The organism is Streptomyces sp. NBC_01233, from assembly GCF_035989305.1.
GTDB lineage: Bacteria > Actinomycetota > Actinomycetes > Streptomycetales > Streptomycetaceae > Streptomyces.
On the sequence record NZ_CP108514.1, the window covers coordinates 9144841 to 9163290 of the forward strand.

The window sequence follows — 18450 nt, forward strand, 5'->3', positions numbered from 1 at the left end:
TATGAGATCAATCTGCGTACGCTTGCTCCGCCGTCGGTGTCGATGGCTGATTCTTTGCCGTACGACAGGAGCTCCCCACGATGGCCACCCCGGCCCGCTCCTCGCGCCTGCGCGCGTGGATGCTGGAAGGCTTGACCGCCGAGAACAGTTCGCCCGCCGCCAAGGAGGCGGCGGCCCAGCCCCACGGCCGGCCGTGGTGGCGGGTCATGTGCCTGACCGGTCTGGACTACTTCTCCACCCTCGGCTACCAGCCCGGCATCGCGGCGCTTGCCGCCGGCCTGCTGTCGCCGCTCGCGACCATCGTGCTGGTCCTGCTCACCCTCTTCGGCGCTCTTCCCGTCTACCGGCGGGTGGCCGAGGAGAGCCCCCACGGCGAGGGCTCGATCGCCATGCTGGAGCGGCTGCTGACGTTCTGGAAGGGGAAGCTGTTCGTCCTGACCCTGCTGGGGTTCGCGGCGACCGACTTCCTGATCACCATTACCCTGTCGGCGGCGGACGCGACCGCCCACCTGGTGGAGAATCCGCACCTCACCAGTACCTTGCACGGCCACGAGGTGCTGATCACCCTCATCATGATCGCGCTCCTCGGAGCGGTGTTCCTCAAGGGGTTCAGCGAGGCCATCGGCGTCGCCGTCGTCCTGGTGGCCACGTACCTCAGCCTGAACGTCGTCGTGGTGGCGCGGGGCCTGTGGGAGGTGGCCGCCGAACCGCATGTCGTCACCGACTGGACCGAGGCGCTGACCGCCGAGCACGGCAACCCGCTCATGATGGTCGCCATCGCCCTCATCGTGTTCCCGAAGCTCGCGCTCGGCCTCTCCGGGTTCGAGACCGGTGTGGCGGTCATGCCGCACGTCAAGGGCAACCCCGAGGACACCGAGGACAAGCCGGCGGGCCGGATCCGCGGCGCGAAGAAGCTGCTGACGACCGCGGCCATCATCATGAGCGTCTTCCTGATCACCAGCAGCTTCATCACCACGCTGCTGATTCCACCAGCCCAATTCCAGCCAGGCGGTGAGGCCAACGGCCGAGCCCTGGCGTACCTGGCGCACGAGTACCTGGGATCGGCCTTCGGCACGGTCTACGACATCTCCACGATCCTGATCCTGTGGTTCGCCGGGTCGTCGGCGATGGCCGGTCTGCTGAACCTGATGCCGCGCTACCTGCCCCGGTACGGCATGGCCCCCCACTGGGCGCGAGCGCTGCGCCCCATGGTCATCGTCTTCACCCTGGTCGCGTTCCTGGTGACCTGGATCTTCAACGCCGATGTCGACGCCCAGGGCGGCGCGTACGCCACCGGTGTCCTCGTCCTGATCACCTCGGCGGCGGTCGCCGTGACCATCGCCGCCCGCCGGGCGGGGGAGCGCGGCTGGACCATCGGCTTCGGCGTCATCTCGGCGGTCTTCATCTACACGACCGCCGTCAACATCGTGGAGCGGCCGGACGGCGTGAAGATCGGTGCCTGCTTCATCGCCGGCATCATGGCCCTTTCCCTCCTCTCCCGGCTCGCCCGCGTCTTCGAGCTGCGCGTCACGCACATCGAATTCGACGACATGGCCCAGCGGTTCATCCGCGACACCGCCAACCGCACCATCCGGTTCATCGCGAACGAGCCCGACAACCGGGACCTCGCCGAGTACCGGCAGAAGAAGGAACAGATCCGCGCGGACAACGACATCCCGGCCGCGGACGACGTCATGTTCGTCGAGGTCACCGTCCTGGACGCGTCCGAGTTCGAATCAGGCGTGCGCGTACGCGGCGAAGTGCTGCACGACCGCTACCGCGTCCTCACCCTGGAGAGCTCCAGCATCCCCAACGCCCTGGCCGCCCTCCTCCTCCACGTCCGCGACGAGACCGGGCAGCGGCCGCACATCTACTTCGAGTGGACCGAGGGCAACCCGTTCGCCAACTTCTTCCGCTTCTTCCTCTTCGGCCAGGGCGAGGTCGCGCCCGTCACCCGCGAGGTCATCCGCGAGGCCGAACCGGACCGCGCCCGGCGCCCGCACATCCACGCGGGCTGACATCGCCGCCAAGATGCCGACAGGAAACCCTTCGGATCCTCGCCATCACGCGGATCCGGAGGGATGCTCGCTGTCGTGACCATCTCCTGGCGCCCCGATCGCGCCGTCCGCCGGACCGTACTCGCCCTCGGGGCGGCAGGCCTGACCGTCATCGCCACCGGCGCGATCCTCGATGCCCTGTGGCTGCTCGGCATCGGGGTCTGGGCGGTCATCGCAGCGATGGTAATCGAGCTCGTCTACCGGCCCTAGTACTGCAACCGCATGTGTGGGTCGTGGCCTCGGCGTTGGTAATGGCAGCGGCGGGCTCGGGCCTGGCTGCGGCGCCGGAAGCGTGACCAGTGCAGACGGTGCTCGTTGCTGTGGCAGCGGGGCGTGACGACGACGTGCCCGATCATCCGGCGGATCTCCGGGACGCTGAGGGGTATGAGGTCTTGCTCGTCATCTCCGCTGCCCCTTTTGCGGCTTCTGCGGCACGGATGGCCGTGAGGTAGGCCAGGACGGCCATGGCCAGGGTGATGTGCCGGTACCAGGCCCGGTAGAGCCGCACCTGGTAGTGATCGAGCCCGCATTCACCCTTCGCGGTCTGGAAGCATTCCTCCACCGCCCACCTGGCTCCGGCGGTCCTGACCAGGTCTTTCAGCCGGGAAGTGACGGGGCCATAGCAGACGTAGTAGGCGATGTCGGTGGGGTCGGACAGATTGCGGCGGGCGAGCACCCAGTGCCCGAATCCGCCCTCCCAGGCGGGCCGGATCGCGACGCGGGCCCAGTGGTAGATCCGCTGGCCGTGGGCGCCTGCTCCGGCGGAGATCCGCTTCCATGCCTGCTTCGGCAGGGCCGCGATCAGCTCGTCGACGCGGGCGTCCCGGCCGTCGGCGGTGATCACGGTGTCGTTGACCTTGGTGGCCAGCACATACGCGGCCTGGCGTTCTTCCAGCCAGGCGCGGAAGTGCTTGACCTGCCCGTATGCCTCGTCCGCGGTCACCCAGGCGAAGGGAACAGCCGCGTCGATGGCGCGTTGCAGCATCCACTTGAGGTGCTCGATCTTCGTGGCGAACGGCACGGTGTCGTCGATCCCGGCTGCCCGGCAGCGGTCGCGGTCGTCCGTCCAGGACTTCGGGACGTAGAGTTCCCGGTCGATCAGCGCCCGCCCTTTGGCGGATGCGTAGGCGAGGAAGGTGCCGATCTGGCAGTTCTCGGTGCGGCCAGCGGTGCCGGAATACTGCCGCTGGACCCCTGCTGACCTGGTGCCCTTCTTCAGGAACCCGGTGTCGTCCCCGATGAGCACGCCATCCTTGGCGCCGATGGTCTCCACGACGAAGTCCCGGACATCGTCGCGGACCGCGTTCTCGTCCCATTCGGAGTGGTTGAGCAGGCGTTGCACACCGTCCGGGCGGAGCTGGCCGACCTGCTCGGCCAGCGTCCACCCGTTCTTCTTCTCTAGCGGCGCAAGCAGGCCCGTCATGTAGTCCAGAGCCCGATCACGTGGCTCCGACCTGCCAAAACGATGCCCGAACCGGGCATGCAACCCCGCTACACCCTCGGACCACGACTCGATCTGCTCAACCGTCAGCGATTCATCACACAGTCACAACAACGAGCAACCTCACCGACCGTCACGCCACATGCGGTTGCAGTACTAGCCACCGATGTCCCGGTCGCGGTAGCCCTCCGGCGTTTCGCGCCGTAGGATCCGGGCCTTGCCCTCGTGGACCGCGCCAACCGCGGGAGGGCCGACGCGCTTCTCAGGGGTCATGTTGTCGACGTCAGCGGGGAACCAGACGTACCCGCCGTGCCGCTGTGGTGCCGGACGGCCAGATGGCATGGGTCGGTGACGTTCGGCAGGATCTGGTCCGCCGGCGGCCCAGACGGTTGCGCTGAGACCCGTCACGCCAGGAGGCGGCGGCATCGGTTGGCCGACTCCAGCATGTCCAGGCTGACCTGTTCCAGGAACGCGCCCACCTTGGCCAGCCGCTGACCCACGGGGCTCTCGGGCCCGTACGTCTGCGCCGCGGCCGTCGAGGCCTGCGCTGCCTCGAGCGTCTGCCGCGAGCTGATCACGATCGAGTGGTACCAGGCGTCGTCGTCGACCACGTAGATGTCGCGACGCCGCTGCGGATCGCGCTCGCGCCGGACATACCCATGCTCGACCAGGAATTTCACGGCTACGGAGACGGAGGCTGGGCTGACCTTCAGTCTGCGGGTCAGCTCGGCTGCTGTGCGCCTGCCGTCCTCGGACAGCAACAGGTCGACGTGCACGCGCGCTGTCATCCTCGGCAGTCCCGACCTGACCGCCAGCTCGATGATCTCCTCTTCCATCGTTCCGCCGGGCGCTTCGGCCGCGCGTGGGGGTGCCGGTGTGCCGCGCTGCGCCCGCTGGACCGTCGCCAGCTGCGCCTGCTGGGGCCGGTAGCCGCCGGGGCCGCCGTTGCGTGCGATCTCCCGGCTGATCGTCGAGGTCGGCCGGTCGAGCCGCCTGGCGATCTCGGCGTAGGAGAGCTTGCCGGCGAGTCCGGCCGCGATGCGCTGGCGTTCCTGCTGGGTCAACCGTCCTCCAGGCATGCCGCCAGTATTGCCTTTGCCGCCACTCAGTGCAACGCACCGTTGCATTCGAGCTCAGCGTCATTGCATCAATTTGGCACTCTTCACCTGCACTTATGTGTTCCAGTGGATTGCAGCAATCCTGAATGCAACGTAGCTTTCGAGTTGTGTCAAACGCGCACTATCGCGAGGTGAGGAATGGTCATGGATGAATCCCTCCACACTGTTACGACGCTGCCGACGGAGCGTCAGTCCGGGTGTCCCTTCGACCCTCCGGCAGAGCTGATCGACGCCCGCCGGCACGGCCCCATCAGCCGCTACACCCACCCCGGCGGTAAACCCGGCTGGATGATCACCGGATACGACCTGGTCAGGTCGGTCCTGGCCGACCCGCGGTTCAGCTCGCGCAAGGATCTCCTGAACGTGGTCGACTTCGAGATCCCTCCGGCGCCGCCCGGCGAGTTCCTCCTTATGGATGACCCCCAGCACAGCCGCTACCGGAAGCCGCTGGTCGGCAAGTTCACCGCACGGCGGATGCGACTGCTCACCGAGCGCATCGAGCAGATCACCACCGACTGCCTGGACGCCATGGAGAAGGCGGGGCCGTCGGCGGACCTGGTGACCGCGTTCGCCAAGCCCATCCCCACCATCATCATCTGTGAGCTGCTGGGGGTGCCGTACGTGGACCGGGCCTCCTTCCAGGAACAGATCGACAAGTTCATGAACGGGGAGACGGGCGACGAGGAGCTGATGGCGGCCTACACCGCGACCCAGAACTACCTCGCCCAGCTGGTGGCCGCCAAGCGCGCGAACCCCACCGACGACGTGCTCAGCGAACTTGCCGACAGCGACCTGACCGATGAGGAGCTGCAGGGGATCAGCCTGATCCTGCTGGCGGCCGGCTTCGACACCACTGCCAACATGCTGTCCCTCGGGACCTTCGCGCTGCTGCAGAACCCGGAGCAACTGGCGGCGCTGCGCGCCGATCCCGCGCTCATCGACCAGGCCGTCGAGGAGCTGCTGCGGTATCTGAGCGTCGCCAAGTCGTTCATGCGGACGGCGCTGGAGGACGTCGAGGTGGGCGGCCAGACCATCGAGGCCGGCACGACGGTCGTCCTGTCGTACAACACCGCCAACCGCGACTCCGAGCGGTACCCGGATCCTCACACGCTCGACCTCCGCAGGGACTCCGGCGGGCACCTGGCCTTCGGACACGGCATCCACCTGTGCCTGGGCGCGCAGCTGGCCCGTATCGAGATGCGGGTCGCGTTCTCCGCGTTGCTCAAGCGCTTTCCCACGCTGCGCTTGGCCGTGCCGGCCGAAGACGTCGCCCTGCGCCCGGAGACCGCGGACATCCACGGGGTGAAGAGCCTCCCGGTCACCTGGGAGGTGTGACCACCGGCCGGTGACGGGACGGTCGCGTACGGCCGCCGCGGCCGAGCTGTGCTTGCCGGCCTGCGCGGATCGCGTCGGCGGCGCCGGCTGGACAGTGAGCAGGGTCCCGGAATCGCGACGGGTCCGAGGAGAGACACACCTCGCAGGCCGCTCCGGGGGCGCTCACGTCATGCGTCCAGTTGGGCGCGAATGAGGGAGTCGAGCCGTTCCCATGCCGGGGACGAAGCGTTGACTCTGCTCTGGATGAGGGTGGGGATCTCAGAGCCCGTATCCAGCCCGGGCCGTTCGTCGGGCCCGTAGCGCTCCCGATTCGCCTCGGCGATCCTGTGGGCGAGGTCTTCGAGCCGCGGGTCGTCGGCGTCGAGGTCGTGTGCGTGGTCGTAGCCGAGGAAGAGCCGCCGTAGAGTCGGGTCGGCCAAGATCTCGGCCTGCTCGTGAAACAGGGTGGTCGCACGGTCCGGGTGGGTGGCGAACACGAGGATCCACAAGTCGCGTTGCAGGTCCACCCAACGAGGCGTGAATCCCCATCGGGCCAGATCCTCCAGATGGGCGAAGACCTCGCCGGGCAGTGGCACCAGACGCCCGGCGGCGAGCCGGCGCAGGCGCCCCTGAGTTTCCTGCAGGCTGCGGATGCGGGCGTCGAGTTCGTCGTCGATCTCGCCCAGCGCCTGCCGGAACTCCTCCTCGCCCGCCGCTCTCAGATACCGGATACGAGCGAGAGGGACACCGGCTTCTGCCAGTGTCCGGATCTTGATCAGGCCGACAGCGTCGTTCGCACCGTACCGCCGGTAGCCGGACGCGTCGCGGTCGGGCTCGGGGAGCAACCCTTTGTCGTGGTAGACGCGGACGGTTTTGATCGACACTCCGATGTAGCCGGCCAGCTGTCCGATGGTGATCACCTCGTCATCGTCCCACTTGACCTTGCCCCAGGGGCAGGGTTGCAGCATGGCGTCATGGAGAACACGAACCCCGATCGGGAGACCCTTCGCGACCTGGCCGATGAGGGCAACGAGACCGCGCTGGACCGGCTGGCCGACCTCGCGGACGCGGGCGGCGACCTCGTGGAGCTGAGCGACCTGTTGGACGAGGGCTCCCGGCACGCCGGAATGCTGCTCACGCGACGCGCGGCCGCAGCCGGAGACCTGCGAGAGCTGCAACGGATCTCCGACGCCGGATACGAAGGGGCCGGAACGGAGCTGGACCGGTTGCTGCAGGCACCGGGCCGTCGTCAAGATTGACGAACCGCCCGGCCCCCGCACCTGCGTGATCTCAGCGCGAACGGCTGCGCGTCGCGATCGTCCGGGACCACGTCGTCCAGCATCTCGCCATGAGGAAATGCAGAAGCGCAGCCGGTGAACGTGCCCCCGCGTGGCTTGAGATGCCGATGTCCCGGCTCTTGGCAGTCCTCCATGGTCTCGCGGCGAACGAGGAGCCGGGCCGTGTTCTCGTGAACGGCTACGACGGCGGGGCGACGGCGAGGGCTTCCAGGACGGCCGCGTGATTGCGGTCCACCGCGATGTCCAGTGCGATCGCGCTTTCGCCGGGGCTGATGGTGAAGGCGAAGGAGGAGCAGCGGGCGCTCTCCCGCTCCACCAGATCACGCACCTGGTCCTCTACGCCGGGTCCGCCGACAAGGTGAGGCGCAGTCGCAGCGCCTCGGGCCGGGAGAGTGACGTCAGACGCTCGGCGAGCAGCTTGTCCCACTCCGCGACCCGCAGCGGTCTCGCCTCGGTCGGCAGTGTGCAGGACTGCGGCACCCACACCGGATCGTCGACGGGGACACCTCCGTGCCGGTCGGCAGGACGATGCCGGCTGCACCGGCAGCAGACCGAGCTCCCCCGCGTGACGGGCCACGCGGCATGCCGAAGAGACCTAAGTTCAGGATTTTCTGAATTCAGGATCTGATGTACTTTCAAACTGTGCTGACTCTCGCCTCCGACATCGAGGTGCTGGCCCGCTTCGGCCGCGCACTCGCCGACCCGATCCGCTGCCGGATCCTCCTCGCGCTGCGCCAGGCTCCGGCCCACCCCTCCGACCTCGCCGATGCCCTCGGAATCTCCCGGACGAGGCTGTCGAACCATCTGGCCTGCCTACGCGACTGCGGCCTGGTCCTCGCCGTACCCGACGGGCGGCGCTCCCGCTACGAACTCGCGGATCCGCGGCTGGGTCACGCGCTCGACGACCTGCGCGCCGCCGTGGTCGCCGTCGAGGCGGACAAGACCTGCACGGACGCGGAGACGAAGGGCTGCTGCTGATGACGGAGATATCCCTCGGGCCCACCCCGGCCCGCCGCGAGGCCCTCGCCCGCCGCATACGTTTCCTGGTCGCCGCGACCATCACTTACAACCTCATCGAGGCGATCGTCGCGATCACCGCCGGGACGCTCGCCTCCTCCACCGCGCTGATCGGCTTCGGCCTCGACTCGGTCATCGAGGTCTCCTCCGCGGCCGCCGTCGCCTGGCAGTTCTCCGCCGCCGACCACACCGCACGCCAGGCACGGGAGAAGACCACCCTGCGGATCATCGCGCTCTCCTTCTTCGCCCTCGCCGCCTATGTCGCCATCGACGCGGTCCGCGCTCTGACCGGCACCGCCGAAGCCGACGAATCGATCCCCGGCATCGTCATCGCCGCCCTCTCCCTCGCGGTCATGCCCTTCCTTTCCGCCGCACAGCGCCGCACGGGTCGCGAACTCGGCTCCGCCAGCGCGGTCGCGGACTCCAAGCAGACCCTGCTGTGTACGTACCTGTCGGCCGTCCTCCTCCTAGGTCTCCTCCTCAACGCCACCCTCGGCTGGACCTGGGCCGACCCCATCGCCGCCCTCGTCATCGCTGCCATCGCCCTCAAGGAAGGCCGTGACGCCTGGCAGGGCAAGGGCTGCTGCGCGCCCGCCGCGCACGGCGCCGCGCTGGACCGCGTTGAGGTCGCTGACGACTGCGGCTGCAAGCCGGGCTGTGACTGCTGCTCCTGAACCTCGCAGCCTGCGGCGCACCGGGATAGGGTCTGACGGCAGTTCTGGCTGGGTGAGTTGCGGTGGCTGGTGGCGGTCGTCGAATGCGACCTGCACCTGCCTTCGCGCTCCGGTCGCGAGGCCGTCGGCATTCTGTCGTACCGTCAGCTCGCCCAGATCGGCGATGCCGCACACCGCGGCCTGCTTGGCCTGTAACGCTGGCTGTTGCTGGATCTTGCCGACTTCGCGGAGCCGCGCAGTGGTGCGGGGGGCCCGCTGTGGTGAGTGGGCCGCGTTGCTTGAGCGGCCGGGCCGAGTGGTACTTCGTGCACAGGATCGATAAGCGTTGTTCTTGGGTGGTGTCCCGGTTTCAGGGGTCGGGGTCCGGTTCCAGAGGAAGCCGATCGCCGAGCGCGGCCTTGAAGTTGTCCGGCACCCTGAGGCCGGCCAGTGCGATGTTCGCGAGCCTCGCCAGGTCCGAACCGGCGAAGAAGCCCGCGCCGGCAAGGACGACGATCATCCCGGCGATGAGGTGGATCCAGCCCGCACGCCGTCAGGCCGAACTCGATGACGCAATTGCCGACTCTGGCGTAGACGTCGTCTTCGGCGATGGCCGCGATGGCCTGGAAGACAGCTGGCCAGCTGTGGATTGCCGGGAACAGGCCCGGTGTGTCAGTCACCTTCCGGTCGGTGTCTGATGGCGCATGAAACACAGCTCACCTCTCGACCGGCTGGTCGTTGGCTCTTCTTCATTCCTGTGTGGCGTGCGGCTTTGCTCCCAGGATCTCTCTGGCCAGCTCCACAAGATTGGCCATGCGTGGGAGAGCCCGCTCACCACGATGGCGGCCGCGGCGATCAGGACCCAGCCGGCCGCCTCGTGCGGCCGAGCAGGGGCCACCGTGGCAGGCGATCCGCCCTCTCCGTGCGCAGTGCCCGGCTCTCTTCGCAGCACCTCTTTGACGATTCCGCAACACCGGCGACAGCGTGGAACGCCGCGCCCAGGGCGATGCCCGAGGCGCAGATCAGGACCCAGCCGCCCTCCCGATCCCGGACGAGCGGGGTACCGGCCCGGACTTCGCTCTCTGGTGGCGGATGCGGGGCATGTGCTCGGCCTCCTTCGGTGCCACCGTCTGTTTGACGCGACCTCGGGCGGAGATCGGGCACCGATGTCCCCCCAGCGGCGCGATGAGGCGGGTTCTCGCGATCACCGGATGCGGGTGGTCTCCGTACCGCCACTGTGGTGCGGGCCCAGAGATCAGGCGCGGGCATTGCGCATCAGCCCAGCGGGTCCGTGGCTGAATGAAGCCGCGTTGACGGCGGGTACGTGCTCGTAGTCCGGGCCCCACGGTCTGTACCTTTCGGGCACGTCCCGCCGGGGAGCACCGGTCCGGGGCCGTCACGGTATGCCGTCTATCAGCTGCCGCCGGGTCCACAGTGGCGGACGGCCTGGCTTGACGCCCCGCGGCAGCAACGGCTCCAGTCGGGCCGCCCACTGGTCGTTCGTCAGGTCACGACGTTTCACGACGGATGATCACCCGCGAACAAGATCCAGTTTCGCCACGGACCCTAGCCCTCCCGAGACGCATGCCGGAGGCACTCAGGGCTCCTGCAGGGACCCGGGGCCCATACCGGGATGAAGATCCCCAGGGACTTGCGCCGCCTGAGCACCGTTTCCACGGGGCTCCCGCAGGCCGGGCACACCTGCTGCTCGTGCCCGGCCTGCGGGGCGATCGTCTCGTGCGCGTGATGCCGCTCTTCACTGCTCATACGTCCACGTTAGGCCGGTCTCGCCTGTTCGGCGGGTCAGCGCGTGACGGCGTACGTGGTGACGAGCCGGCCGCCGCCGAGGGCCTTGAGCCCGGTGGGTTCCAGGGGGCGCACGCCGAAGCCCGCCCGCGACATCGCCATCCTGGTGCCCACGAAGACCGGGTACGTCTTGACGGTGATCTCGTCGATCTCGTCGATCAGCTGGGCGGCGCATCATCGGACTCACGCGCCGAGATCGAACCCATGCGCCGAACGGGTCGGACGACGTCGCCACCGCAGCCGATCACTGCCCGACCACGTAGCCAGCGATGTTCTGCCTTGAATCACAATCTGCTTATTCGGGTCCGATCGAGTGGTTCCATGTTTGTTGGCGGCGCCCCGCTTGCCGGGATCTCTGGTGTAACAGATGCTTGCAGCTGTTGAAGTCTGATCCGAGACTCGACGTTCCCATGTGGCTATTGACCTCGAAGGTCTCTGAAATGCGGTTCGAATTGGAGGAATTCGCCCGGTTCGGGCCGGATCGTGACGCCTGTGCGAAGTGACATCCTGGTGTTCGAGGGAGTGAGAAGAATGCGCAGAACCCGGTGGAAGCGTTTTGTTGCAGTCTTGGCGCCGAGTGTCGTTGTCGCCTCGGCTCTGGTCGTGAGCATGGCTCAGGGGGCTTTCGCTGCATCTTTCTTCATCTCCGGAGAGCGCTTCAAGCTTTCTGTGGATACCCTGAGGGCTGAGGGCCTGAGCCTGTACGGCATGGTGGATGTGACGCGGCGGGGCAAGGCCGTGCCGGTGATCGTCACGGGAGCGAGACGAGTGCAGATCAATGGGCTGTGCCAGTCGATTTTCATCCCGATCCCTGTACTGGGCCCCTTCACTATCCGGCTCACCGGCGGCGAAGGAAAGCCCGCGACCGCAACCAACGCATTCCTCGACACCGATCTTCTCGCGGCCTCCAGCGCCACGATGAACAACGTGGACATCGGCGTTGCGGCAGGCTCGATGACCATTGGCGAAGTGAACTCCGGGGACGAGAACTCCAAGTTCTTCGCCCCGAACACCATCGCGTTGCAGGGAACTTCGGCCACCTTGACCAATGTCCGCGCCACCGGGGTGGCGGCCACGATGGGTTCCATCACCCTGCCTGGGATGAAGGCATCGATGAGACAAGGTGACCATCAGTGCTTCTGAGGTTCCTTCGATTCGAGGCCCCGATATGGCGCGCCGCGAGCATCGGCCTCGTTGGAGTCCTTGAGTAGAAAGTCATTTGCGTGACGAAAATGACCACGTCAACCGAATGGCGTGACGCTCTCTCCGGAGCAAGTAAGGGATTCCGTTTCTGGCGCGACAACAGGCCCTTCTGGGCTGGGCTGATGACGCTTTCAGCTGGCTGGCCCATCCTGTATTTCGCCTATGGAAACCTCACCTTGGGGGGTGTCACCATGGCCCTGTCGACCACCGCGGGTGCGGGGTCGCTGGTCATCGGGGTCCTCCTCGTCACCCTGGGGCTTCTCATGTGGCTCCGGCCGCTCGGACGCGTCTTCGCAGGGGTCGCCGCGATCCTGCTGTCGCTGATTTCCCTGCCGCTCGCCAATTTCGGCGGTCTCCTCCTCGGTGCACTGCTCGGACTTGTCGGTGGTTCTCTAGCCTGCGCCTGGTCGCCACCGAGCGAGGATCCGGACGGCGACGGCCAGAGCGCCCTCCCCTCGAATCTCGAGACCGGTGCGCACCATGCGCAGTGACAACACGGATGGGGCCGGCCGCGACAGCGTGCCGGCCCCGAGATTCGCTCATTTCTCGCGTCCTGGGAGGCAGACGGGTTCCTTTCCCCGGGCTCCGAGGCCAGTCGGCCAGTTCTTGGCGCTGACGGCCCTGCCGGCGGCCCTATTGACGACCCTGGCCGTCGAATGGAGGGAAATGCCCGCGACCGCTCACCACGCCCTCCCGGCCGGCCGAAGCCCCCTCCCGAGCACCTCGACCAGAGTCGGCGGAACACCTTGCGCACCATTGCCGGTGACGGACGCGCCGGTCCCCTCGAGCACGCCGGTCCCACCGGCCTCCGTGAGCCCCCCAGAGTCCCGGAGGGCAAGCCGGGCGGCCGCGCGGGACGGGACCCCTGAGCCCGGTACGGGCCCCCACAGGAGCCCAACTTCGCCCTTGCCCGGGCAACGGACCTCCGCCGCGGCCCTGAAGGCTCCGAGCGCCTCCCCTTGCCAGGCCCCCGGGGCCCGCCCGTCTCTGTCCCAGAGGCCGATGCCGCCTGCCGGGGCGACACCGTCGTGCCCGCCGGCTCCCCCGACGTCCGCCGAGCCAACCCACAAGGCTCCGCCGTCCCGTACACCCGACCGAACGGACGCCACTGCAGCAGTCGGCTGTGCCACACCGACACCAGCGGAGCACCACGCGTCCTTTCGCCTCGCCGAAGGCGCCTGGAAGCTGACCTCGCCCAGGCTCGTGCTGCTCGGCGGCGTGTTCCGCGGAGTGGTGACCGTCGAGAGCGGGGCGGGCCCGAAGCGCATGCTTGAATTCACCGCCCGCTCCGTGGAGGTGGAGGATCTCGATCTGGAGGTGCGGCAGACCATAGGGACCTGGCATCTGCAGGCCGCTCCCGGAACGACTTCCACCGTCGTCGGAGACAGCGTGACCCTGTACGCGGAAACGGTGGCCGGCACGTTCACCACTACGGGGCAGGGGGCGTCACCACCCGGCGACAGAGTCACCGTCACGCCGAGCAGCATTCCGTTGTGGCTCCTCGACCCGGCCGCTGCAGCGTCGGACTCAGCCTCCCGGACGATCACGATCAAGAACGCCGCGGTCTCCCAGGTCAGCCTCACGCGAGCGACCCTGACCGTCCCGCGCGCTCATGTCCGCGTGGGCAGCGTTTCGGCCCCCCGTCGAGGGTAGCCGGCACGGACCAGCTCGGGTCAGTGCTCTTCCCGGTCTCCGCACTGGTGGTGTTCACCCGCCCCGCGACCGGGAGCCTGGTGAATGTAGAGCTGTCACAGGCGGAGAAGTCACAAGGTGATCGCCCCCCGCCGTTGCACGCCCGCCCGTATGGGGCGGCCAGCCCATACTTTGGGCCAGCCGCCCCAAGGCAGAAGAGTTGACCGCAGACGAGACTTGTCACTGCAGTGACACCGCAACACGGGGCACGCCCCGTCCGACAGGGTCCCATGACGGGGCCGAGGTTGCAGTGCCCGGATGTCGAAGCACGCGGACGGCGCGGTGAGCCGGGGCCAGGGACGCGCTCCTCACGCCATGCGGCGACGTCTGAGACCGCGCCCGCGAGGACGACTCCAAGATCCGCACGGGACAGCGCCCCGCACCATGGCTACCCCGCGCAACCCCGCCAGCAGCGTCCTCCGTCAGGACGGCCGAAGCAACATCGCCGTCGCCCTACGCCACGCCGCGACGACCAACGGCCTCTTACAACCCTCGATCGCACCTGCCGGATCCGGACAGATCCCGATCACGCAATGCCCCTGCATCCGCGGCAGGCAAGGAATTCGACAAGTACGGCGATCCGCTCGTCGTGCCGTGCCGCCGATGCCGCGCCGGCCACTCTGGTCCGTCAAGCGCGGCGAGTGCACGACGGTGACCAATTTCGACGGGGGGTTTCTGCCATAGCCGCAGCCACAGTAGAGTTACTCGGCGCCCTCGGGGCGAGCCGCGATTTACTCTGCCTTGGCAGCCGCCGCATCTGTGAAGGTGCGGATGGCTTTCTTCGCGACCTCGTTGATGATCGGCTTGGCCAGGCGAAGGGACGGGTCTGCGGAGACGGAATAGGTCAGCTCCGTGCCGCCCTCTTCCTTCGGTCTGAAGGTCACGGTGGCGACGAAGCGATCGACAGGCGCACCGGAGAGCAGGCGGTAGGAGTAGTGGTCGGGCCGGTCGAACTCGGTGACCTGTTCCCGGACGGTCGCCCCGGGCATCCGCAGTACTCGGATCGCGCCGACGCCGTTCGGCGCCGGCTCACCCTCCTGCTCCAACTCGGAATGCCTGATCAGCCCGACGAGATCCGCGTAGCCGCGGTGGTCGGTGAAGACGTCGAACACCGTCTGGGGCTTGGCCGCCACCGTCTTGCGGACTTCGAACTCATTCATGGCCGGACGCCTCTCTCCATCGTTCCCGTGTGCATCACTGGGCTTGGTCGGCGAGGTCGCCGACAAGACCCGGCTTGGTCGGCGAGGTCGCCGACAAGACCCACCCGGAAGCCGAGCCAGGGGTAGATGTTCTTGCGGATGACGTCCGCCTGGGGCTGAGGACCGATCGCCGAGATCCACAGCTGGTAGGTCGGGGCGTTGGAGACGCCTCCGTGCATCCGGCGGGTGACCCGATTGCTTACCTTGACGATCGGATCGATCGTGTCCGTCCACTCGACCGCGTTGCCTGCCCCCGGTGGCCCGTTGCTTTCCCCGGCGGGAGATGCGCGGGACGTTCCGTGAGCTGGCCCAGGGGCTGTTGATGGAGCTGGAAGACGTGAACTGCTGGACGCTGGCCGAGGCGGTCGGGCTCCCGGGTCCGCACCGGGCCAAGTGGTGGGAGCCGGGAACGATGCGCGCTTCGCCCTGACACGTCCTCCGACTACAACTGTCGGCGTACGGGCTGTAGTGCAGAGGTGTGTACGGGCTGATGTGCAGAGCTTGATCCTGTGTCAGCTGGCCGCAGTGATGCCGCCTTCGATGGCTGTGAGGCGGTTCTTCAGGCGGTAGCTGGCGCCGTTGATGGCGAGGATCTCGCAGTGGTGGAGTAGGCGGTCGATGATGGCAGTGGCCAGGACGTCGTCGCCGAAGACCTGACCCCACTCACTGAAACTCTTGTTCGAGGTCAGCAGGGTGGAGCCCTTCTCGTAGCGCTTGGAGAGCATCTGGAAGACGAGGTTTGCCTCGTCACGCTCCAGCGGGAGGTAGCCGACCTCGTCCACCACGAGAACGTGAGGCCGCAGGTAGGTGCGGAGTTTGCTGGCCAGGCGGCCGATGGAGTCGGCGGCCTTGAGCTGGCGGACCATGTCGTCGAGGGTGGTGAAGTAGATCGAGTAGCCGGCCCGGCAGGCGGCGACAGCCAGCGCGACGGCGATATGTGTCTTGCCGACCCCGGGCGGGCCCAGCAGCGCGACGTTGGACTTGGCCTCGACGAACGCGAGGGTGGCCAGGTCCTTGACCTTCCTGGGGTCGAGTTCGGGCTGGTAGGAGAAGTCGTACTCCTCAATCGTCTTGTGGTGTGGCAGGCGGGAGACCCGTAGCGCGTGGCGGAAGCGGCGTTCTTCACGGACGGCAAGTTCTTCTTCCAAGACCAGGTCGAGGAAGTCGAGGTAGGCCATCGACGCGGCGTCGGCCCGGCCGACGTGCTCGGCCAGGGCCTCGGTGAGGTGGGGCAGGCCGAGTTTGGTGGCGGTGGTGCGGATCCGGGCGGTGACCAGCTCGCTCAACGCATGTCCTTGGGGTCGATGGGGGCGGGGTTGAACGGGCGGGTGCCGGCGATCTGGTCGTAGAGGGCCAGCGGACGGGTGCCGACGTGGACTTGCGCGGCTCTGGCCCGGGTCAGCAGCGAGATCAGACCGCCCGGTTCCTCGGCGCCGGAGCGGGCCGGCCTGCTCACGGGTGGCGGAAGGTCGGTGGTGGTGGCGCGGGTGTGTCCGTCGGGCAGGGCCTTCCAGTGGGCCTCATCCACGATCCTCGCGCTGCGTCCGACCGCGCGGGAGTGCACGGCCAGCAGCGTGATGCCCTGCGCGTCGGGCACGGTGGAATGCAGGGCCACGGTGCCTGCGGAGGCTCTGACCTCGACGAGCTGGCGGTGGCGGACCTTGGTGGCGGGCACCGAGTAGAGGTTGGCGTCGAAGGCGACCAGGCAGTCCTTGGCCACGTGTCGCAGGTGCCGATCGGCCACGATGTAGGGCTTGGCGGGCAGCGCCCGCAGCGCGGCGTGATCCCGCTTGGCCCGCACGCCGATCACCTCGCCGTGGGTGCGGTGCGTACGCGCCCGGCGCTGGGGCACCCAGGCCATGAACGCCCCGTCCATGTCATCCAGGCTGGAGAAGGACCGCCCCGCGAGCACATGATCGCGGACGATGAGGACCTGGCGCTCGACGCGGCCCTTCCCCGTCGGCCGGTAGGCGGCCAAGACGTCGATGTCGAAGTCGTAGTGCCCGGCGAACGCCACGGCCTCCGGATGCAACGGGACCGCCTCGCCCGGGGCGACGTGACGGCGCACGACAGTCTTGGTCCGGTCGTAGACGATCACCCCGGGCGCCCCGCCGAAGTGCGCGAACGCCCGCCGGTGGCACTCGAAGAACGATGCCAGATTCTGGCTGGTGGTGAAGCAGCAGAACGGATCTCGGGAGTAGGACAAGGTCATGTGGAAGGAGTAGACCTTCGGGATGCCGACATGGGCCAGGATGTTGCCCTCGTCGCCCCAGTCGACCTGGGCCTGGGCGCCGGGCACCACCTCGAAGCGGCGGTGCAACTTCGCCAGCTCGCGCGGGGTATATCCCAACTCCTCGGCGATGCGGGGTCGGGCCTGCTGCACGTACATCTTGACGCGCTGGTAGTGGTGCGGGAAGGCATACTGCTCGACCAGACGCTCATGGATGACCGCGGCCTTCAGCAGCACCTCAGCCCGTAGCCACGCATCAATCACATGCGCCCACGGCTTGATCACCTGGTTGCCGAGATCCGAGCGCGGCGCCGGAGCCGGCGGAACCGGAGGACCGTCGCTCTCCAGATACTTCTTGACCGTACGCCAGTTCAGACCGGTCTCCCGAGCGATCTCCGAGATGCTCGCGCCCGCCTCATGCAGAGCCCGGAAACGCCGCAGCTCCAGCCACCGCCCCGGTTCCAGCAACATCCGACAGGCCCTCCTCGACGCTTCACAAGATCAGCGTCAGGCTCCTCTCATCGAGCCGGGCCCCACCCCGACACGCCGAGTCACCTCTGTAGATCAACCCGTACGCACCTCTGCATCAGAGCCCGTACGCCGACAACAACACGGCCGAGCAGAAGATCAGGATGGCGAAACTGCGGATCAAGGTGTCCGGGAGCCTGCGAACTCTGTGCGGGGACGAGGACTTCGCCGGGATCCGGACCTACCTGGCCACCACCGACCGCCACAGTCAGAACACGCTCGACGTCCTCGCCCGGGCATGCACGGCTCTGCCCTGGATACCAGCCACCATATGAACCCCACCGGTCCTCGCCGAGCTGTCCAGCCACCAAACGATCAAGCCTCCAAGCGGTTCGCCGACGTCATGAACTCCCCGAAGAGTCAGGATCCGCTTCGGCCATCTTCTGCTGTGCGTCTTCGATGGCGCCCTTCAGGGCCTTCACATGGTGCCCCTCGGCCTCGCCGACCGCCTTCCTGACGGCGCGGGTCACGGCCGGCTCGACCTTCCCGGCCGCCGAGCGCGGGTAGGCGACGATCAGTCCTGCGCCACCGAGAGGAATGGTGGCACCTGCCTGTTCCTCCAGCTTGGCGGCGGTTTTGTGATGTAGGAGTTTTCCGGCCCCGGCGCCGATCGCCGCGCCGACCGCGGTCGCGGCAAGCAGCGGTGGCGCGAACAGCCCGACCACGAACCCGACGGAGCCCAGGCCCGCCGCGCCCTCGCGAACCATGTGGTCGGTCTGCTCCACCGACAGGTCGCCGTCGAGGCCCTTGGTGACGACCACCGCACCGTGCAGGTAACCGCCGCTGGCCAGAACCGCCTCGTAGTCCTCCTGGGCGGCGTCCTTCGACATGTATCCGCCGATCAGAACGTCGATCGTTTCGTCGTCGAATCTCATCGATCCTCCTTCGAGTCAC

Annotated in this window: 22 protein-coding genes; 12 read left to right on the top strand and 10 right to left on the bottom strand. The window is 67.8% G+C overall.

The window, feature by feature from the left end; translation table 11 throughout:
• Positions 1 to 80 precede the first annotated feature (80 nt).
• Together OG332_RS42400 and OG332_RS42405 are read left to right on the top strand one after the other, a co-directional pair.
• A complete protein-coding gene (locus OG332_RS42400) occupies positions 81 to 2018 on the top strand; it encodes an APC family permease (protein ID WP_327418433.1) in 1938 nt (645 codons plus the stop codon).
• A gap of 75 nt (positions 2019 to 2093) precedes the next feature.
• Positions 2094 to 2267: a hypothetical protein gene (locus OG332_RS42405; RefSeq protein ID WP_327418434.1), complete on the top strand. Its 174-nt coding sequence runs from the start codon at positions 2094 to 2096 to the stop codon at positions 2265 to 2267.
• Positions 2268 to 2409: 142 nt separating this feature from the next.
• Here the strand turns inward: OG332_RS42405 and OG332_RS42410 are convergent, their stop codons facing one another.
• The gene (locus OG332_RS42410; RefSeq protein ID WP_327419062.1) at positions 2410 to 3573 is read right to left on the bottom strand and encodes an IS701 family transposase; all 1164 of its coding nucleotides are present in this window, start codon (positions 3571 to 3573) and stop codon (positions 2410 to 2412) included.
• Between the two features lie 329 nt (positions 3574 to 3902).
• Positions 3903 to 4577, bottom strand: coding sequence for a GbsR/MarR family transcriptional regulator (locus OG332_RS42415; protein ID WP_327418435.1), 675 nt, complete (start codon positions 4575 to 4577; stop codon positions 3903 to 3905).
• Between the two features lie 183 nt (positions 4578 to 4760).
• Between OG332_RS42415 and OG332_RS42420 the strand changes: the two genes are divergently transcribed.
• Positions 4761 to 5951, top strand: coding sequence for a cytochrome P450 (locus tag OG332_RS42420; RefSeq protein WP_327418436.1), 1191 nt, complete (start codon positions 4761 to 4763; stop codon positions 5949 to 5951).
• 167 nt (positions 5952 to 6118) lie between these two features.
• On the opposite strand, the gene OG332_RS42425 is transcribed toward OG332_RS42420, so the two are convergent.
• Positions 6119 to 6898 carry a MerR family transcriptional regulator gene (locus tag OG332_RS42425; protein ID WP_327418437.1) on the bottom strand — a complete coding sequence of 260 codons (780 nt, stop codon included), beginning with the start codon at positions 6896 to 6898 and terminating at the stop codon, positions 6119 to 6121.
• 6 nt (positions 6899 to 6904) lie between these two features.
• Between OG332_RS42425 and OG332_RS42430 the strand changes: the two genes are divergently transcribed.
• On the top strand, positions 6905 to 7189 hold the full coding sequence (locus OG332_RS42430; protein ID WP_327418438.1) for a hypothetical protein: 285 nt from the start codon (positions 6905 to 6907) through the stop codon (positions 7187 to 7189).
• A gap of 217 nt (positions 7190 to 7406) precedes the next feature.
• On the opposite strand, the gene OG332_RS42435 is transcribed toward OG332_RS42430, so the two are convergent.
• Both OG332_RS42435 and OG332_RS42440 read right to left on the bottom strand, forming a co-directional pair.
• A complete protein-coding gene (locus OG332_RS42435) occupies positions 7407 to 7556 on the bottom strand; it encodes a hypothetical protein (protein WP_327418439.1) in 150 nt (49 codons plus the stop codon).
• Between the two features lie 8 nt (positions 7557 to 7564).
• Positions 7565 to 7708: a hypothetical protein gene (locus OG332_RS42440; RefSeq protein WP_327418440.1), complete on the bottom strand. Its 144-nt coding sequence runs from the start codon at positions 7706 to 7708 to the stop codon at positions 7565 to 7567.
• 162 nt (positions 7709 to 7870) lie between these two features.
• Here OG332_RS42440 and OG332_RS42445 point away from each other — a divergent pair, with 162 nt between their 5' ends.
• The 3 genes from OG332_RS42445 (at position 7871) to OG332_RS42455 (ending at position 9114) form a co-directional block, all read left to right on the top strand.
• A complete protein-coding gene (locus OG332_RS42445) occupies positions 7871 to 8206 on the top strand; it encodes an ArsR/SmtB family transcription factor (protein WP_327418441.1) in 336 nt (111 codons plus the stop codon).
• Positions 8206 to 8919: a cation transporter gene (locus OG332_RS42450; RefSeq protein ID WP_327418442.1), complete on the top strand. Its 714-nt coding sequence runs from the start codon at positions 8206 to 8208 to the stop codon at positions 8917 to 8919. Before OG332_RS42445 ends, OG332_RS42450 begins: the two co-directional genes overlap by 1 nt.
• 69 nt (positions 8920 to 8988) lie before the next feature.
• A complete protein-coding gene (locus tag OG332_RS42455) occupies positions 8989 to 9114 on the top strand; it encodes a hypothetical protein (RefSeq protein WP_327418443.1) in 126 nt (41 codons plus the stop codon).
• Between the two features lie 154 nt (positions 9115 to 9268).
• Here OG332_RS42455 and OG332_RS42460 read toward each other — a convergent pair whose 3' ends face one another.
• Positions 9269 to 9436 (bottom strand): hypothetical protein, encoded by a 168-nt coding sequence (locus tag OG332_RS42460; protein WP_442816408.1) that lies wholly within the window; start codon positions 9434 to 9436, stop codon positions 9269 to 9271.
• Positions 9437 to 11313: 1877 nt separating this feature from the next.
• Here OG332_RS42460 and OG332_RS42465 point away from each other — a divergent pair.
• From OG332_RS42465 to OG332_RS42475, 3 genes are all read left to right on the top strand, one after another.
• Positions 11314 to 11847: a DUF6230 family protein gene (locus OG332_RS42465; RefSeq protein ID WP_327419537.1), complete on the top strand. Its 534-nt coding sequence runs from the start codon at positions 11314 to 11316 to the stop codon at positions 11845 to 11847.
• Positions 11848 to 11936: 89 nt separating this feature from the next.
• Positions 11937 to 12398 carry a DUF6114 domain-containing protein gene (locus OG332_RS42470; protein ID WP_327419538.1) on the top strand — a complete coding sequence of 154 codons (462 nt, stop codon included), beginning with the start codon at positions 11937 to 11939 and terminating at the stop codon, positions 12396 to 12398.
• Positions 12399 to 13110: 712 nt separating this feature from the next.
• A complete protein-coding gene (locus tag OG332_RS42475; protein ID WP_327418445.1) occupies positions 13111 to 13560 on the top strand; it encodes a hypothetical protein in 450 nt (149 codons plus the stop codon).
• Between the two features lie 770 nt (positions 13561 to 14330).
• On the opposite strand, the gene OG332_RS42480 is transcribed toward OG332_RS42475, so the two are convergent.
• The gene (locus OG332_RS42480) at positions 14331 to 14759 is read right to left on the bottom strand and encodes an SRPBCC family protein (protein WP_327418446.1); all 429 of its coding nucleotides are present in this window, start codon (positions 14757 to 14759) and stop codon (positions 14331 to 14333) included.
• A gap of 322 nt (positions 14760 to 15081) precedes the next feature.
• On the opposite strand from OG332_RS42480, the gene OG332_RS42485 reads away from it, so the two are divergent.
• Positions 15082 to 15228 carry a hypothetical protein gene (locus tag OG332_RS42485; protein WP_327418447.1) on the top strand — a complete coding sequence of 49 codons (147 nt, stop codon included), beginning with the start codon at positions 15082 to 15084 and terminating at the stop codon, positions 15226 to 15228.
• Between the two features lie 82 nt (positions 15229 to 15310).
• Here OG332_RS42485 and istB read toward each other — a convergent pair whose 3' ends face one another.
• Positions 15311 to 16084, bottom strand: coding sequence for an IS21-like element helper ATPase IstB (istB, locus tag OG332_RS42490; RefSeq protein WP_327411911.1), 774 nt, complete (start codon positions 16082 to 16084; stop codon positions 15311 to 15313).
• Positions 16081 to 17499, bottom strand: coding sequence for an IS21 family transposase (istA, locus tag OG332_RS42495; protein ID WP_327411910.1), 1419 nt, complete (start codon positions 17497 to 17499; stop codon positions 16081 to 16083). The genes istB and istA overlap by 4 nt, the downstream gene beginning before the upstream one ends.
• A gap of 161 nt (positions 17500 to 17660) precedes the next feature.
• Here istA and OG332_RS42500 point away from each other — a divergent pair, with 161 nt between their 5' ends.
• Entirely contained in the window at positions 17661 to 17831 is a 171-nt protein-coding gene (locus tag OG332_RS42500; RefSeq protein WP_327418448.1) for a hypothetical protein, read from the top strand.
• 66 nt (positions 17832 to 17897) lie between these two features.
• Here OG332_RS42500 and OG332_RS42505 read toward each other — a convergent pair whose 3' ends face one another.
• A complete protein-coding gene (locus OG332_RS42505; protein WP_327418449.1) occupies positions 17898 to 18431 on the bottom strand; it encodes a hypothetical protein in 534 nt (177 codons plus the stop codon).
• Positions 18432 to 18450: the final 19 nt, after the last annotated feature.